General features: G+C 68.8%; 18 protein-coding genes. 12 read left to right on the top strand and 6 right to left on the bottom strand.

The features are described 5' to 3' along the window. The first annotated feature begins 95 nt into the window (after nucleotides 1–95). The gene (locus AC1DG4_RS07520) at nucleotides 96–887 is read left to right on the top strand and encodes a class I SAM-dependent methyltransferase (RefSeq protein WP_477375702.1); all 792 of its coding nucleotides are present in this window, start codon (nucleotides 96–98) and stop codon (nucleotides 885–887) included. Between the two features lie 217 nt (nucleotides 888–1,104). Here AC1DG4_RS07520 and AC1DG4_RS07515 read toward each other — a convergent pair whose 3' ends face one another. Then, nucleotides 1,105–2,022 carry a helix-turn-helix transcriptional regulator gene (locus AC1DG4_RS07515; RefSeq protein ID WP_477375704.1) on the bottom strand — a complete coding sequence of 306 codons (918 nt, stop codon included), beginning with the start codon at nucleotides 2,020–2,022 and terminating at the stop codon, nucleotides 1,105–1,107. A gap of 102 nt (nucleotides 2,023–2,124) precedes the next feature. Here AC1DG4_RS07515 and AC1DG4_RS07510 point away from each other — a divergent pair, with 102 nt between their 5' ends. The 4 genes from AC1DG4_RS07510 to AC1DG4_RS07495 all read left to right on the top strand — a co-directional run bounded on the left by AC1DG4_RS07510 (nucleotide 2,125) and on the right by AC1DG4_RS07495 (nucleotide 5,255). Then, nucleotides 2,125–3,324: an MFS transporter gene (locus AC1DG4_RS07510; RefSeq protein ID WP_477375706.1), complete on the top strand. Its 1,200-nt coding sequence runs from the start codon at nucleotides 2,125–2,127 to the stop codon at nucleotides 3,322–3,324. 11 nt (nucleotides 3,325–3,335) lie between these two features. Further along, nucleotides 3,336–4,364, top strand: coding sequence for a zinc-dependent alcohol dehydrogenase family protein (locus AC1DG4_RS07505; protein ID WP_477421160.1), 1,029 nt, complete (start codon nucleotides 3,336–3,338; stop codon nucleotides 4,362–4,364). 151 nt (nucleotides 4,365–4,515) lie between these two features. Beyond that, nucleotides 4,516–4,926 (top strand): (R)-mandelonitrile lyase, encoded by a 411-nt coding sequence (locus AC1DG4_RS07500; RefSeq protein WP_477375710.1) that lies wholly within the window; start codon nucleotides 4,516–4,518, stop codon nucleotides 4,924–4,926. Next, nucleotides 4,923–5,255 carry a carboxymuconolactone decarboxylase family protein gene (locus AC1DG4_RS07495; protein ID WP_477375712.1) on the top strand — a complete coding sequence of 111 codons (333 nt, stop codon included), beginning with the start codon at nucleotides 4,923–4,925 and terminating at the stop codon, nucleotides 5,253–5,255. Before AC1DG4_RS07500 ends, AC1DG4_RS07495 begins: the two co-directional genes overlap by 4 nt. Nucleotides 5,256–5,332: 77 nt before the next feature. Here the strand turns inward: AC1DG4_RS07495 and AC1DG4_RS07490 are convergent, their stop codons facing one another. The 4 genes from AC1DG4_RS07490 to AC1DG4_RS07475 form a co-directional block, all read right to left on the bottom strand. Continuing rightward, a complete protein-coding gene (locus AC1DG4_RS07490; protein WP_477375714.1) occupies nucleotides 5,333–6,496 on the bottom strand; it encodes a PQQ-dependent sugar dehydrogenase in 1,164 nt (387 codons plus the stop codon). Between the two features lie 425 nt (nucleotides 6,497–6,921). After that, a complete protein-coding gene (locus tag AC1DG4_RS07485; RefSeq protein WP_477375716.1) occupies nucleotides 6,922–7,647 on the bottom strand; it encodes a phosphotransferase in 726 nt (241 codons plus the stop codon). A 98-nt stretch (nucleotides 7,648–7,745) separates the two neighbouring features. Further along, nucleotides 7,746–7,910: a hypothetical protein gene (locus AC1DG4_RS07480; RefSeq protein ID WP_181158297.1), complete on the bottom strand. Its 165-nt coding sequence runs from the start codon at nucleotides 7,908–7,910 to the stop codon at nucleotides 7,746–7,748. Nucleotides 7,911–8,025: 115 nt separating this feature from the next. Beyond that, a complete protein-coding gene (locus AC1DG4_RS07475) occupies nucleotides 8,026–8,271 on the bottom strand; it encodes a hypothetical protein (protein WP_477420174.1) in 246 nt (81 codons plus the stop codon). Nucleotides 8,272–8,461: 190 nt separating this feature from the next. Between AC1DG4_RS07475 and AC1DG4_RS07470 the strand changes: the two genes are divergently transcribed. Together AC1DG4_RS07470 and AC1DG4_RS07465 are read left to right on the top strand one after the other, a co-directional pair. Next, the gene (locus AC1DG4_RS07470; RefSeq protein ID WP_477421159.1) at nucleotides 8,462–9,346 is read left to right on the top strand and encodes an SDR family oxidoreductase; all 885 of its coding nucleotides are present in this window, start codon (nucleotides 8,462–8,464) and stop codon (nucleotides 9,344–9,346) included. 61 nt (nucleotides 9,347–9,407) lie between these two features. Next, on the top strand, nucleotides 9,408–9,950 hold the full coding sequence (locus AC1DG4_RS07465; RefSeq protein WP_477375722.1) for an FHA domain-containing protein: 543 nt from the start codon (nucleotides 9,408–9,410) through the stop codon (nucleotides 9,948–9,950). A gap of 62 nt (nucleotides 9,951–10,012) precedes the next feature. On the opposite strand, the gene AC1DG4_RS07460 is transcribed toward AC1DG4_RS07465, so the two are convergent. Then, complete coding sequence (locus tag AC1DG4_RS07460) at nucleotides 10,013–10,627, bottom strand: TetR/AcrR family transcriptional regulator (RefSeq protein WP_477375724.1); 615 nt, start codon at nucleotides 10,625–10,627, stop codon at nucleotides 10,013–10,015. Nucleotides 10,628–10,826: 199 nt separating this feature from the next. Between AC1DG4_RS07460 and AC1DG4_RS07455 the strand changes: the two genes are divergently transcribed. The 5 genes from AC1DG4_RS07455 (at nucleotide 10,827) to AC1DG4_RS07435 (ending at nucleotide 16,251) form a co-directional block, all read left to right on the top strand. Beyond that, nucleotides 10,827–12,359 (top strand): amidohydrolase, encoded by a 1,533-nt coding sequence (locus AC1DG4_RS07455; protein WP_477421158.1) that lies wholly within the window; start codon nucleotides 10,827–10,829, stop codon nucleotides 12,357–12,359. A 21-nt stretch (nucleotides 12,360–12,380) separates the two neighbouring features. Next, complete coding sequence (locus AC1DG4_RS07450) at nucleotides 12,381–13,889, top strand: APC family permease (protein WP_477421157.1); 1,509 nt, start codon at nucleotides 12,381–12,383, stop codon at nucleotides 13,887–13,889. After that, nucleotides 13,886–15,097, top strand: a complete 1,212-nt coding sequence (locus AC1DG4_RS07445; protein ID WP_477375730.1) for a M24 family metallopeptidase — start codon at nucleotides 13,886–13,888, stop codon at nucleotides 15,095–15,097. Before AC1DG4_RS07450 ends, AC1DG4_RS07445 begins: the two co-directional genes overlap by 4 nt. A gap of 47 nt (nucleotides 15,098–15,144) precedes the next feature. After that, complete coding sequence (locus AC1DG4_RS07440; protein ID WP_477375732.1) at nucleotides 15,145–15,408, top strand: hypothetical protein; 264 nt, start codon at nucleotides 15,145–15,147, stop codon at nucleotides 15,406–15,408. A gap of 324 nt (nucleotides 15,409–15,732) precedes the next feature. Continuing rightward, nucleotides 15,733–16,251, top strand: a complete 519-nt coding sequence (locus AC1DG4_RS07435; protein WP_477421156.1) for an LppA family lipoprotein — start codon at nucleotides 15,733–15,735, stop codon at nucleotides 16,249–16,251. Nucleotides 16,252–16,284 lie beyond the last annotated feature (33 nt).

Here is a 16,284-nt window from a genome sequence, read left to right as displayed (position 1 = left end):
CAGGGGTGCGGCGCTCCTAGGAAGACTACGGTCTTCCGCACGGTGCGCCGAAACGGAACGCTGGGACGAACGACCCCTGAAGCGGAGGAGACCCGATGGCCGCCTACACACATGGACACCACGATTCGGTGCTGCGATCGCACCGCTGGCGCACGGCGGAGAACTCGGCGGCGCACCTGCTGCCGCATCTGCGCCCGACGGATCGCCTGCTCGACGTCGGCGCGGGGCCCGGCACGATCACCGCGGATCTTGCGGGACTGGTCGCCGAGGTCGTCGCCACCGAGGTCGGTGCCGAGGAGCTGCAGCTCAGCCGCACCACCGCCGCGGAACGCGGTGTGACGAACATCGAGTTCCGCGTCGCCGACGTGCACGCCCTGGACTTTCCGGACGACAGCTTCGACGTCACCCACGCGCACCAGGTGCTGCAGCACGTCGCGGATCCGGTGCAGGCGCTGCGCGAGCTGGCCAGGGTCACGAAACCGGGCGGGATCGTCGCCGTCCGCGACAGCGACTACGGCGGATTCCGGTGGTGGCCCGCGTTGCCGGCGCTCGACACGTGGCTCGACCTGTACGGCACCGCGGCTCGGGCGAACGGCGGAGAGCCCGACGCGGGACGCGTGCTGCTGTCGTGGGCCCACGCTGCAGGGCTCACCGACGTCGTGGCCACCTCGAGCACCTGGTGCTACGCGAACGCCGGGGACCGCGCCTGGTGGGGCGGCATGTGGGCGGATCGGATCCTCGACTCCGCGATCGCGCCCCAGCTCCTGGATTCGGGAGCGGCGACCCCCGACGACCTGCAGCGCGTCAGCGACGGCTGGCGGGAGTGGGCGGCCAGCGAAGACGGCTGGCTCTCGCTCCTCCACGGCGAGCTCCTCTGCCGCGTGTGAGCCTGCCCCCCCGGGGGTCCGGCCCGTCCCGCTTCCGCCTCCCCGGTGACACCCTCCCCACCTTCGAGTCGTCCCCACCAGCGCACGCCAGAGGCTCCGCTGGCGGGGACGACTCGAAGGTGGGGAGGCAGAACCGGGGGGCGTCCCTGTGAGCGCACGCTAGAGGGTGCGCTGGCGGGGACGACTCGAAAGGTGGGGGATCCGGGAGCCAGGGGGCTCAGGCTTCGGAGGGGGCCGAGGTCGCCGGATCCGGTTCGTGGGAGGGGGCCGGATCCTGTTCGTGCGAGGCGGCCCAGGAGGCGAGCAGACTGAGACGCTCTGCCGATGGCGAACCCGGTTCAGCGGTGTAGACGAGGAGCACGTTGCCGGGCTCGGCGGTGAGGGCCAACTCCTCGTAGGCGAGGGTCATCTCGCCCACGACCGGATGGTGGAAGCGCTTGGTGCCCGCGCCGTGGGTGCGCACGTCATGCGCGGCCCACAGCCGGCGGAACACGTCGCTGCGCGTGGACAGCTCGCCCACCAGCTCCTGCAGCGCGGTGTCGTGCGGGTCCCGCCCCGCCTCGGCCCGCATGACGCCGACGCACATGCGCGCCATCAGATCCCACTCGGGGTAGAAGTCGCGGGCGACCGGATCCAGGAATTGGAAGCGGGCGAGGTTCGGGGCGCGTCCGCCGTCGCCGATCACGGGCGAGTAGAAGGCCCGACCCAGGGTGTTGGTCGCGAGCAGGTTCTGCCTCGGGTCGCGGACGAACGCCACGCCGTCGGTGATCGACGACAGCGCCCACTGCAGGCTTGGACGCAGCGCACCCGGACGTCCGCTGCCACGCCGGCGGGCCCGACCGCTGGTGGGGATGCCGTCGGCGGCGCGGGCGAGGTCGAGCAGATGCGTGCGCTCGGCGTCATCGAGCTGCAGCGCGGTGGCGAGCGCGTCGAGCACCGCCGAGGAGGCCCCGGCGATCGCGCCGCGCTCGAGCTTCGCGTAGTACTCCACACTCACCCCGGCGAGCGCGGCGACCTCGCTGCGGCGCAGACCCTCCACACGGCGGTTCGGGCCCGCGGGCAGCCCCGCGAGCTCAGGGGAGAGGCGGGCGCGGCGTGTCATCAGGAACTCACGCACCTCGGCCCGGTTGTCCATGCACAGCAGAGTATGCCGAACCCGGCGCCGGAGGGAGTCCCTGCCGGTACACCCCTCATCAGGGACTCCCGGGCCCGTGCGCAGCGGAGGACAGTGGAAGCCATGACCACGCCGAAACGCACGCCCGAGGCCGCGAACTGGAGCGGCGTGCTCGCAATGACCCTGTGCGTCTTCGCGCTCATCGCGGCGGAGTTCATGCCCGTGAGCCTGCTCACCCCGATCGCGGCCGGGCTGCACGTCACCGAGGGCGCGGCCGGGCAGGGGATCGCGATCTCCGGCCTGTTCGCCGTCGTGACCAGCCTGTCGATCTCGCGCCTTGCGGGAACGATGAATCGCAAGACGCTGCTGCTCCTGCTCACGGCGGTGATGTCGGTCTCGAGTGCGCTCATCGCCGTGGCGCCCTCCTATCCGGTCTACATGATCGGCCGGGCGCTGATCGGCGTGGTGATCGGCGGCTTCTGGTCGATGTCGATCTCGGCGGCGATGCGGCTCGTGCCGGATCATCATGTGCCAAGGGCGCTCGCGATCTTCAACGGCGGGAACGCTCTCGCGGCCGTCGTCGCCGCCCCGATCGGGAGCATCCTCGGGGCCACCGTCGGCTGGCAGGGCGCGTTCTGGTGCCTGGTTCCGGTGTCGGCGCTCGCCCTGGTCTGGCAGTGGATCAGCCTGCCGTCCATGCCGGCCCTGCGGAGATCCGCCACGCACGTGTTCGGTGCGCTCCGGTCGCGCACCGTCGCACGGGGAATGGCCGCATGCGGGACCTTCTTCGCCGGGCAGTTCCTTCTGTTCACCTATGTGCGACCGTTCCTGGAGCGCGTCACGCACCTTGACGCGACCACCGTTTCCGTCGTCCTGCTCCTGGTCGGGGTCGGGGGGCTGCTCGGTACCGTCCTGATCGACCGAGTGCTCCGGCGCGGGCTGCACATCGCGCTCGTGGCGATTCCGGTGCTCATGGCCGTCATCGCCTCAGCTCTCGTCCTGCTCGGATCCTGGCTCGCGCCTGTCGCCGTGCTGCTGGCGCTGTGGGGCATGCTGGGCACCTCGGCGCCCGTGGGCTGGGGCAGTTGGGTCGCGCGGACCATGTCCGACGACGCGGAGGCCGGTGGCGGGCTCCAAGTGGCGGTGATCCAGCTGTCGATCGCGCTCGGATCCACCGTCGGCGGCGTGCTCTACGACCACGCCGGCCATGTCGTCACGTTCCTGACCAGCGCCGCGGTGCTGTTGCTCTCGGCGGCGCTCGCCGCCTCCATCCGTCCCCTGGGGCGCCAAGGAGTCCCTGCCGTCATCACCACCACCAATTGAGGAGGACCACCATGCGTGGAGTCGTCATGCACGCCCCGGGCGATGTCCGGACCGAAGAACTCGAGATGCCCGTCATCCTCGAGCCGACCGACGCGATCATCCGCGTCACCGCCACCTGCGTCTGCGGATCCGACCTGTGGCCCTACCGCGGCGCGGAGGCGATCCGCGCCGGTGGRCAGCGGATGGGCCACGAGTACATCGGCGTGGTCGAGTCCGTCGGCGGGGAGGTGACCCGGATCCGGCCAGGGGATCACGTCGTCGGATCCTTCGTCGCGAGCGACAACACCTGCGAGATCTGCGCGGCGGGCTATCAGTCCCGCTGCGTGCATCAGGTGATGATGGGCTCGATCGGCACCCAGGCGCAGTATGCGCGGATCCCCCTCGCCGACGGGACGCTCGTGGCAATGCCGGGGGAGCCGCCCGCAGACCTCGTCCCGTCGCTGCTCGCCGCATCCGACGTGCTGGGCACCGGCTGGTTCGCGGCGGTCGCCGCCGAGGCCGGTCCCGGCAAGACGGTCGCGGTCGTGGGCGACGGCGCCGTGGGCCTCCTCGGCGTGCTCGCCGCGAAGCAGCTCGGCGCGGAGCGCGTCATCGTGATGTCCCGCCACGCCGACCGGCAGGCCCTCGCCCGCGGCTTCGGGGCCTCCGACGTCGTCGAAGAGCGCGGCGAGGAGGGCGTCGCCCGGATCAAGGAGCTCACGGGCGGTCTCGGAGCGCATTCCACGATCGAGGCCGTCGGCACCCAGGAGTCGATGGAGCAGGCGATCCGCGCCACGCGCGCCGGAGGGCACGTCGGGTTCGTAGGCGTGTCCCACGACGTCGCGCTGGACGGCGCGGAGGTGTTCTTCTCGAGCGTGCACCTGCACGGCGGCCCGGCGCCGGTGCGCCGTTTCCTGCCGGAGCTCGTCGAGCTGATCTTCCAGCGGCGCATCGATCCCGGTGCCGTTTTCGACCTCACGCTCTCGATCGAGGATGCCGCCGAGGGCTACCGCGCGATGGACKAGCGCCGCGCCACCAAGGTGCTGCTCACGACGGACTGACCCCCCGGATCCAGTTCGTCCCGGGGCGTGGATTCGGGGTGGGTCTCGGGTGGATATGCGTGGATCCGGGTCGTCCCCGTCAGCGCACGCCAGGGGGTGCGCTCCGGGGGACGACTCGGAGAGAAAGAAAGAAGCGAAGGAGAGAGTACGCATGAACATCGAACCGGCCGCTCCGACGGTCAAGAACCCGCCGGAGCAGTTCCACGGCGACGTGTGGCTGGACCGCATCGCCGCTCCGCATGAGGCGGATCAGCGCATGAACGTCGCCCTGGTGCGCTTCGCGCCCGGAGCCCGCACGGCCTGGCACTCGCACGCCCGCGGTCAGTACCTGCGCGTGACCAGCGGCGTCGCGCGGTTCGGCAGCCGCGACGGCAGCATCATCGAGGTGCACGCCGGCCAGACGGTCTACACGCCGCCGGGCGAGGACCATTGGCACGCGTCGGCACCCGGGTGCTTCATGGAGCACCTGGCCATGTTCGAGTCCGGCGACGATCCCGCCACCTCGACGGTGTGGATGGAGCACGTGACCGACGCGCAGTACGAGGGGCGGGCGGACGCGTGACCGGCTGGACCGGCGGGCAGCGCTCCGTGGGCGACATCGCCCCCGCGCTCGCGCACTACACCGACGCGGTGCTGTTCGACGAGGTGTGGGAGCGCGAGGCGTTCACCAAGCGCGATCGCAGCCTGGTCACGGTATCCGCCCTGGTGACGCTCGGCGCGGTGGAGCAGCTCGACTTCCACCTCGTCTTCGCCCGAGACAATGGTGTCACCGAGACGGAGCTGGTGGAGGCGATCACGCACCTCGCGTTCTACGTGGGGTGGCCCCGCGCGATGGCCGCGGCGGCTCGCGCCAAGGCGGTTTTCGCGGACACGGGCGAAACCCCGGCCTGACGCCCCCACTGTCGAGTCGTCCCCCTGAGCGCGACCTATAGACCGCGCTCAGAGGGACGACTCGGAAGATCGCCGGCTCAGGTCCGCGGCGGGAGCTGCAGTAGGCGGTCGTCTCCGTCCCGCGGTGAGCCGCGGCCGTCGGTGTTGTTCGTGAGCGCCCAGAGTGCGCCGTTCGGGGCGGCCACGACGTCGCGCAACCGGCCGAACTCGCCGGCGTACGCGGCCTGCGGCTGCGGATCCGGCGTCGTCGTGTCGAGCGTCCAGAGCCGCTCGCCACGCAGGCCAGCGACGTAGACGACGTCGTCGACGATCGCGATGCCGCTCGGACTGGCTTCCGACGGACGCCAGGTCACGACCGGATCGATCGCATCGGCTGCACCGGCGCGGCCCTCGTGATGGGGCCAGCCGTAGTCCCCGCCGGGCTGGATGCGGTTCAGCTCGTCCCAGGTGTCCTGCCCGAACTCGCTCGCCCACAGCGTGCCCGCACTGTCCCATGCCAGCCCTTGCACGTTGCGGTGCCCGAGACTGTAGACCGCGGTTCCGAACGGATTGCCCGGCGCGGCCCGGCCCTCGGACGTGAGCCGCAGGATCTTGCCGCCGAGATAGTCGGGGTCGCGGGCGCGATCGCGCTGCCCGGCGTCGCCGGTCCCGACGTAGAGCATCCCGTCCGGGCCGAACGCGATCCGCCCGCCGTCGTGGTTCGCAGCCCGGGGGATGCCGGCGAAAACGACCTCCGCCGTCGCGGGATCGAACCGCAGCGCGCCCGGATCGCCGGTGAGTCGCAGCCGCACCACGCGGTTGTCGGCTGAGGTCGCGTGATAGGCGTAGAGCCACCGCGTTCCGCCGACATCGTGGATCGCGATCCCGTTCAGACCCGCTTCGCCGCCCGAGACCACATCGGGAACCACGCCGACATCGTGCACGCCCGCGGTCGGGGTCCACTCCATGACGCGCCCGTCACCCCGCTGCGAGATGAGCGCCCCGGATCCGATCGGCACGACCGACCAGGGCGCCACGAGCCCGGTCGCCAGGACGGAGGGCGTGGTCGGCGCCGAGGGAGATGAGGGAGACGAGGGAGCCGAGGGCGTCGGGGTCGAGGAGGCGACGGGCCGGGTCGGAGCGCCCGTCACGGTCGGCGCGGTCGGTGCGCAGGCCGTGAGCGCGCCGCCCGCCAGCACGATCACGAGCAGTGCGCTGGCATGCGCCGAGCGCGCCGGCATGCGCTGTGCGGATCCGCTCATGGTCACCTCCCGTCGCCGGTGCGTCCTCTCAGGATCCTCGCCGTCCGGGGTTCCCGCCAGAGCCACGCAACCCGCGCCCAGGTCCGCCCCGGCGGGACCGCCCCACTTCCGAGTCGTCCCTAGGAGCGCATGCCATAGCGTCCGCTGACGGGGACGACGCGGAAATGGGGGAACACCACAGGGGAGTCGTCCCCAGGAGCGCACGTCATGGGGTCCGCTGACGGGGACGACGCGGAGTGGGGAGCCACGGGGACGACGCGGAAATGGGGGAGCACCACAGGGGAGTCGTCCCCAGGAGCGCACGCTATGGGGTCCGCTGACGGGGACGACGCGGAAAGTGGGGAGCCACGGGGACGACGCGGAAAGTGGGGAGCCACGGGGACGACTCAAAGTGGGGAGCCACGGGGGCAGCGCCCCGTGACGCGTCAGCTCGCGTCCCAGAGGGCGCGGTAGTAGGCGAGACGTTCGCGATCCGGATCCAGGCCGTACGCCTCGATGAGGAGGTCTTCGTATCCGGGACCGTAGTTCCACTCGGTGCTCATCGAGGCGACCGCGATGTCGGCCCAGCGGTCGGCGGTTCCGAGCGCGGCGAGGTCGACGTGCGCGATGCCGTGACCGGCATCGTCGAGCAGGGTGTTCGGCACGCACGCGTCGCCGTGGCAGACGACGAGTCGGTCGACCGGCGGCGCGGCGTGCAGGCGCTCCGGCACGACGATCCCGCGCTCCGCGGCGTTCACGATCCGGTCCTCGACGCTCCAGCTCCACGGGCATTCGCCGGCCGGGAGCGCGTCGTGCAGCTGTCGCAGCGCCGATCCGACGGCGCGCACGGCCAGCTCGGGCCGGGCGATCCAGTACGGATCCACGGCGCTGCGTCCGGGGATCGACGACGTCACGAGCCATTCGTGCGTGCGGTCCTCACCCTGGTCCAGGACGTGCGGCACGAGGGTCCAGGCGCTCGCCCAGCGCATCCGCTCCGCCTCGGCGCGCATCGACGCCTCGAGGTGCCGCGGGCCCCATTTGAGGTATCGCCCGTCGTCGGTGCGGAAGGTGAGCCCGCCGATCCCGTTCTCCCACACGGGAGTGAGGGCGGCGGATCCGGCCAGCGCCCTCACGCGGTCGGGAACCTTCACGTCGTCGACGGGGATGCTCATGGTTCCATCCTGCCCGCACGTGGGGGAGCACGTGAGGGAGCACGTGAGGCAGGGGGAGCCGACGACGCCGGCTCCCCCTGATCAGCGACCTGCGGTCGTCAGGGCGCCCGGCGACCCGTGACAGACCGGAGCAGCCAGGCGATCACGGCGAGGACGAGCAGTACCAGACCCACCCAGAGCAGGAAGTTCAGGGACTGCACGAGACCACCCGTGATGGCCAGGATGATGGCCACGATGATGATGATGACGAAGAGGATGTTCATGACGGACTCCTTCCACGTGCCGCAGGTGCGACCGCTGACCCACCGTAGGCAGCGACGGCCGCCGCTGCACAGGGGCTTGACGGCGGGGGCTTCCAGATGGCAAGGGGATCTCTCTTCACGCCGTGCCTCCCGCGAGACTCGCACGGGAGGCCGCGCTCCGGACGACGTCCAGGACATCGGCGACCGTGGGGTAGTGCCGTCTCTCGGCGACCGGTCGCAGCCAGACGACCTCGACCTCATCGGCGGAGACGCGGCTCACGCACGCGACCGTGTGCCTCGCGTCCGTGGGGTCGAAACCGTCGTCCAGGATCAGCCATTCGCTCTCGGTGAGCCGGCGCATCTCGAAGCGGGTCGGAGTCATCATCGACATCTCACTCCCATCGTTCACCGACGAGGATGAGCCCTTCATTGCCCGGCGTCACGGCTCTTGACAGCCTGGGCGACGGAGGGCTATCAGGCGCGTCTGTCCGCCGAAGCCGGACCCGTAGACAAACCATGCGCGAACGTCAAGCCCCTCGTCGATCCGGTGCGTCCTGTCTACCGTGCCGGGCATGAGCTACCGAATGACCGACCCACGCACCAAGTACCCTCCGCTGCCCGATCCTCCGGACCCGAACAACGATCAGCCAGGGCTGCTGGATGAGACGGAACCGCGTCCGGACCACGGTGAGGAGAGCTATCGAGGTTCCGGCCGTCTCCCCGGCCGCCACGCGCTGATCACCGGTGGCGACTCCGGCATCGGCCGGGCCGTCGCGATCGCCTTCGCGCGCGAGGGGGCGGATGTAGCGCTCAGTTATCTGCCCGAGGAGCAGCCGGATGCCGAGGAGACCGCGGAGTGGATCCGCAGCGCCGGGCGGCAGGCGACGCTGCTCCCCGGGGATCTGACGGATGAGCAGCAGTGCGCGGATCTGGTCGCGGACGCGGCGGAGAGCCTCGACGGTCTCGACATCCTCGTGCTGAACGCCGGATACCAGCGCAGCAGGGGCGAGGTCGACGAGATCCCCACGGAGGAGTTCGACAAGGTGATGCACACCAACCTCTACGCGCCCTTCTGGCTCGCGCAGGCCGCGCTGCCGCATCTTCACCCGGGATCCTCGATCATCGCGACCACCTCCATCCAGGGATACGACCCGTCGCCGGGGCTCTTCGACTACGCGCTCACGAAGGCGGCCCTGGTCGCTTTCGTGCAGATGCTCGCCGAACAGCAGGGCCCGCACGGCATCCGCGTCAACGGCGTCGCCCCCGGTCCCATCTGGACGCCCCTCATCCCTGCGACGGACTGGCCGGRGAAGCTGCCGACGTTCGGGGATGACACCCCGCTCGGGCGCGCCGGCCAGCCGGCAGAACTCGCGGGCGCGTACGTCTTCCTCGCGTCCGAGGACGCTTCCTACGTTTCCGGTGGAATCATCCCCGTCACCGGGGGGCGCCATCTCTGACCGGCGACGGCACGCGGCGGATGAGACCGCACCCGGCGGGACCCACGAAAGGAGCGGCGCCATGAATGAGGCGGAAGAGCAGACCGGTACGACCGAGACCACGACTCACGCGGACTGGGGGGCCGGGCGGCCCCGGCTGCTCGTCGCCTCTGCGACGAGCAGGTTCGTGTTCGACATCCCGGACGAGGACGTCGTCACGATCGGCTCGGCCGCGGACGCCGGCCTGCGTCTGCCGGACACGGATCCGGTGCACGCCGTGATCCGGCACGATTCCCACGACGAGTACGCGCTGGAGATGCGCGGGCCGGGGGAGACGAGCGCGAACGTCGAGAAGTCGGCCGAAGAAGAACGCAGGGCCGTCGAGGTCCTGCGCACCGGGGCGCGCTTCACCCTCGGGCCGTGGCGGCTCGTGTTCATGCGCGAGGAGTTCGCCGACCACGGCCGCCCTTTCGGTGGACGCGAAGGAGGGGAGTTCTCGGATCAGCAGGAGCAGCCGGACCGTCCCGACTACGCGCGACGGTCGCCGCAGGCGAGGGACGCCGCGCGGCACGAGGCCATGGCCGAGCAGCGCGATCTGGAGGAGCGACGCGACGCCGAGCGCTAGGGCGTGTCTCCTCATCGGTGATCGGTCGGTGACCGATCGACGCTGGGAATCGGATGCACCGACTACCGGGCCCGCCACTGGCGAAGCCCGGTGATCAGGGCTTCGAGCCCCAGATTGAATGCTTCGAGTGCGCGAGTTTTTGGCGCAGGCGCTTCCTGCAGGATGCGTTCCAGCACCGGGTAGCCGCCGATGTCCGGGCGCACCATTTCGACCGGTGCAACCAGGTCGAGTACGGAGCCGAGGACGAGGCTCTCCACCGAGGTTATGACCGCCATCACCTCGCTGGCGGGCCATCCCGCTGTGAGCAGCGCCCCGGCGACCGTCTCGTATTGCCGGATGAGATCGGGGCTCTGCACCGGGTTGGTGGCGAGCAGGGGAATCGTCTCGGGATGCCGCGCGAACGCGGCTGCATAGGAGCGGGCCCAGTCGGCGAGTGCCAGATCCCAGCTTTTCGTCGCGAACGAGGAGCAGTCGATGCTGGCGACGACCTTGGAACGGACCCGCTCGATGATGTACTGCTTGCTCGGCACGTGGCTGTAGAGCGACGGGGCGCTCACCCCAAGCCGCTTCGCAAGCGCGTTGAGCGTGAAATCCCCTGAGCGTTCCTCGGCGATGAGCTGCATGCTCATCTCGACGATGACCTCTTCGGTGAGGTGCGCGCGCGTGGTCCGTGCCATCTCGTCCCCCTTACCGGTATCGGACAGAACGCCTCTTGACAGAACCGCCTAGGAGGCCCATCCTAATGAAACTAGTGATTCCTAATCACATTAGGAATACCTATCAGGATTAGTCACTTCGCGAAGGAGCGAGATCATCGAGACGGTTGTCTTCCGCAATGCGATCATCTTCGACGGAGATCGCTTCGACCTTGCCGACGTGGTCGTCGCTGCCGGGCGGATCGAAACCAAGTCCGCTCCGTGGTGCGCTGTCGTCCCGTCGGACATTGAGGAAATCGATGCGACAGGGCGCACTCTGCTTCCGGGGCTGGTGGACGCGCACGCACATCCTCTTATCGCGGGTTCCGAGGCAGCGGGTTTGAGCGTGCGCGGCTGCCGCTCGGTCTCAGAAGTCGTCGACCGGGTCGGTGCGTACGCTGCGGCTCACCCCGCGCAGGGCTATCTGATCGGCGAGGGCTTCGAACTGTCAATCGCCGACGGTGGTCGGTTCTATGCTGCCGAGCTGGACGCGGTGGTGAGGGACCGCCCGGTCGCGTTGCGTTCGAATGACATCCATACGTACTGGGCCAACTCGGCGGCCCTGCGACAGGCCGGCATCGAGGCACAGACCCCAGACCCGATAGACGGCGTGATAGAACGCTTCGGCGACGGCACGCCGACCGGAACGTTGCGGGAGTGGGGCGCGTTCCAGGCTCTCCGGGCTTCGTTCCCTGCGTCTGCGGTCTCCGAACGTGCCGAGCAACTGCTCGCTGGACTGTCCGACCTCGCCCGATGGGGCATCACCTCCGCCCTCGACGCATGGGTAGACCCCGTCGACGTCGATGCGTACGTCGTGGCCGCGGAGAAGGGGCTGCCCCTGCGACTGGACATCGCGCTGCGCGCCGAACCGTCACGCTGGCGTGACCAGCTTGCGGAGTTCGCCCGCATCCGCGCCAGGCTCGCGTCCTTGCCCGACTCGGCACGACTAACGGCCACAACGGTGAAGTTCTTCGCCGACGGCATCATCGAAGGCGGGACTGCCGCCGTGCATGAGCCATACACGGGGTCGTCCTGCTGCGGGCTGCCGAACTGGCCTTCGGAAGAACTCGCCTCCGCTGTGCAGGCGTTCGACGCTGTCGGCTTTGGCATCCATATACACGCGATCGGTGACGCCGCAGTGTCCTCCGCGCTTGATGCGATCGAGGCCGTTCCCGGTGGAACCAAGCACGGCGCGGCCATCGCCCACGCTCAACTGSTCGCCGAGCGCGACCGCGTCCGGTTCGCGAGAACCGGGACGACCGCGGTCATGCAGCCGTACTGGGCGAAGCTCGACGACACGATCGTCCGGCTCACGCTGGGACGACTGGCCGACGGTCGCGATCTCGCGCAGTATCCCGTGCGCTCGTTGCTCGCGACCGGCGCCCCCGTCGCGTTCTCCAGCGACTACCCCATCAGCACAGGCGACCCGCTAGCCGGCGTCGCAGTCGCGATGACCCGCAATGAGATCGGTGACCCATCCGGGGCATGGATGCCTGACGAGCTCTTGACCCGGGAACAGGCACTTGCCGCGTACACCGTAGGTGCCGCTGGCATTACCCGTTCCGCCTCTGGCGACGGCCGGCTCGAGGTCGGCGCCATCGCCGATCTCACGCTGGTCGATACCGACCTCCGGACGGCGTCTCCCGCCGTTCTCCTATCCGAGCCCGCCCGCACCACATGGCTCGCTGGCGAGCGTCCCTTCATCGTCGCATGACCCGAACCTAGCGAGGCTGAGATGAGTACCCCACGCAGTGCCGCCGCCCCTCCGTTCCCGGAGAGCCCACGCACGTCGCCCGTCGCCACCGGTCCCGGCCCCATGAAGAGGGAGTTCACGCTGTGGTCCGCGTTCTCCCTCGCCTTCGTTTTCGTCTCGCCCATCGTGGCGATGTACGGCATCTTCGGCCTAGGGCTGCAGAGCATCGGTCCCGGGTTCTGGTRGGGTTGGGTCGTCACCCTGCTGGGCCAGCTGACCGTCGCGATCGCGTTCGGGGTGCTCGCCTCTCGCTGGCCCTACGCCGGCGGCGTCTACCAGTGGTCGCGACGTCTGCTCGGCCGCACCTACGGGTGGTTCGCCGGTTGGGCGTACTCGTGGGCACTCATCATCGCCCTCGCAAGCGTGTCCTACAGCGGCGCGCGCTTTGTGGCGCTGCTCGTGGGTGTCGATGCCGACAGCACGCTCGTCCTGACTCTGCTCGCGATCGGGCTGCTCGTGGTGACGTCGGCCGTGAACTTGATCGGCCGGACCGCGGTCAAGGTCGTGAGCACGCTATGCATCATCGCGGAGATCGTCGGCTCGATCGGGATCGGCATCTGGTTGCTGGTATTCGACCGGATCCAGCCGCCCAGCGTCATGTTCGACGGTCTCGCGAGCGATCCGGCAACACCCGCGATGATGACGCCGATCATGCTGGCGGTGGCGATCGCGGGGTGGACGTTCCTCGGTTTCGAGAGCGCAAGCAGCATCGCGGAGGAGGTTGAGAACCCGAAACGATCGGTGCCGATCGCGATTGTGGCCTCGCTCGTCGGCGTCGCGGCGGTAATCCTGTTCACGAGCTTCGCGATCATCCTCGCGATCCCCGACATCCCCTCTCTAGCCAAGAGCGGTGGAGATCCCGTCATTGCCGTCCTCACCCACCACTTCCCTGCACCGGTGATGGAGGGCATTCTCGCTCTTTTCGTTGTCGCATTCCTCGCGAGCCTGGTGGGGATCCAGGCGGCGGTTTCCCGGGTCATCTGGGCGAATGCGCGTGAGGGCGAGCTGCCAGGTGCGCGCTGGCTTTCCGGGTTGAGCGGCCCCAACAGGCTGCCCCGACGTGCGATCGTACTGGTCGGCGTGGTGTCGATCCTGCTCTTCCTGCCGTTGCAGAACCCCTACATCAACACCCTGCTCGTCGCCTTCACGACGGTCGGGTTCTACGTCGCGTTCCTCTTCCCCATCCTCGCTCTCGCGATCGCCCGACTCACCCGGAAGTGGCGCCCCGAGGGACGTCTCTTCCTCGGGCGCACCGGCCTCACGATGGCGTGGATCGCCCTCGCCTGGCTGCTCTTCGAGATCACAAATGTGCTGTGGCCGAGAGAATCGGCCGACCTGTGGTTCGTCAACTGGGCTCCGCTCATCGTCTCGGTCGGAATGGCACTCATCGGCGGAATCGTCATGCGCATGTCGCCCGCCTTCCGATCCTCGGCAACCCACATCGAACGCACGGAATCGGCCCCAGAGAAGCAGAAGGAGTACACAGAATGACTGGCTACTACCGTTGGCCCGAGATCGATGCCGCCCAGCTGCACCGCGACCGCTTCGCACGTGTGTCCGAGGTGATGCGCACCGCAGACCTTTCCGCGCTGCTGCTCGTCGCACCAGACAATATTCGGTACGCGACAGATTTCCGGGCACACCTGACCAACGAGTCAGAGTGGTTCACCGCAGTCGTCCGACGCGACGGCGACGTCGACGTCTTCGTGCCGTACGTCGACGAGGTCATCGATGCCCCGTTCGCCGACAAACCGTGGATCCAGTCCCTGCGGCCGCTGCCCTCATGGGCGCCCGTGACAGCGAACCCAGCAACCTGGACCCGAGACGTCTCGGCTGCCCTAGAGGGGCTCGCTGGACGGGTAGGTGTCGACGGGGTCGACCTCGGTCTGCTCACCCGCCTCGCTGCCGCACGGCCCGACGCCCAGTTCGTGTCGGTGTCGTACGAGCTACAAAAGATCCGCCGCCAGAAACTCCCCGCAGAGGTCGTGCTGCTGCGCGCCGCCTCACGCGTCAACGCCGGAGCGATGCAAGCAGCACTCTCGGCGGCGCGCATCGGCGGCACTGACCATGAGGTGCTCGCCGCCGCGATGCACTTTCAGCAGACGTCCGGTGCCGAGTTCGTCACGCACTCGGTCTGCAACCTGCGCAACGGAAGCGGTGACTGGTTCGCTGCAGGCCGCCGCTTCGCGGAGGGCGACCCGTTCTTCTTCGATATCGGAATGTACGGCCCAGGCGGCTACGGCTCCGACGCGGCAAGGACCGGCTTCGTCGGCGAACCAGCACCGAGCCTGCATCGCGCGCACGACACGCTGGTCGAAGCGCACGAGCTCGCCCAGTCACTCATCCGCCCGGGTGTCCGTGCGTCAGCCGTCCAGATCGAGGTCGAGGCGTTCCTGGCAGGGCACGGGCTCCGCGGCACGCCCTACGGCATCGGACACGGAGTCGGCCTGCGGATCTGCGAGCTACCCACGATCTTCGTCGCACAGTATCAAGACGAGGACGCAGTGTTCGAGGAAGGAGAAGTCATCGCGCTCGAGCCCGAAGCAACCCTCATCGAAGGCGACTGTGAGACCGTCATGAAGATCGAGGACAACTTCGTCGTGACGTCGACAGGTCTCGAACGCCTGACCGAAGTCCCCGCCGCGGATGAATTCGTCGCGGCTTCGATGGGATCGCCGGCATCGCCGGCGCCGCGGTGAGCGCTGCGGGATACCTCGTGAGTCGGACGTCGACGCCGTTGATCGCTATGGCACTCGGCATCGTACCGATCTGGCTGTTCCTCGGTGTGAGGCAGTCGCGAACCGTCAATGGAGCGCTCGTGTGGGACTCGAGTTTCAATCTGCTCGGCGTCATTCTTGCCGGCATCGGTCTGGCGATGGCGGTCAAACTTCTATGGACGGACGGCCCGTGGGCCAAGCGCTGGTGGCTCCGTACCGTCCTGGCCACGCTCGCTGCGGTGATCTGCCTGCTGCAATTTGGATACTCTCTCGGGCTCGGTCTGGTGCATTAGACGTGGCCGGCCATGCGGCTGTGACGTTCGCTGTCGCGACGTTCCGGGCCGGTTGTGGCCCAGGAGAAGGACGAACGACGACTCGGTCTCGGGAGGGGGCATGTGGAAGATGGGGAATGTGCGTGTCGCAGGGGTGCGGGCGATGATGTTCGGCGACAAGGTAGAGGGGCGGCTGTAGGCGCCGCGGCCGGGAACCGTGGCCCTCGCCGAGGGCCTTACGGAGCCATGACGAGGCGTCGCCGCACACGCTACGGCGTGCTGCTCTCGCGGTGATGGCAGCCGAGTTCGGGGTGCTGATGGCAGTTCCATACGGAGGAAATTGACATGATGACTGTCCGCTCGTGGAGATCTCTTCTGGGCACGGCTRCTGTTCTCGTTAGTGCCTCCCTCATGCTGAGCGGCTGCTCTGGGGGAACGGGTGCCATACCCCCTGTTGACTTCGGCTCCAGGCCGACACTGTCGGCTGCCATCGAGAAGTACGATTCGATGCTCGAGGAGATGAAGAGTGAGGTCTCGAGTTCTTTCGGCGGAGTCGACTGGACCGAGTTTCAGCAGGGCGCCACGATCGACGTGGATACCCCGCGCGAATCCGCCGCGGTCGTGAACTACTCCAGCGCCGCATGGGAGGCAAATCTGGCGGTGCGCGGAGACGAGCGCGACGAGGCCCTCCGTGTACTCGACCGGGTCGGCTCGAAGTACGGATTCGACGACCCCCAGATCGTGCAGGAGTCCGAGGACCACTTCGAAGTGACCGGAACAGACAGCCTCGGCGCACATTACGAGTTCAGCAGCGGGAACAAGACGACGCTGGCATACGTGACTGGGCTACATCTCAAGGAGTGACGTCCTTCGCTGACGAGCGACCATTCCCTGCGA

The organism is Microbacterium sp. 05N427 (genome assembly GCF_056397105.1).
This window is presented reverse-complemented; position numbering and strand designations above follow the sequence as displayed.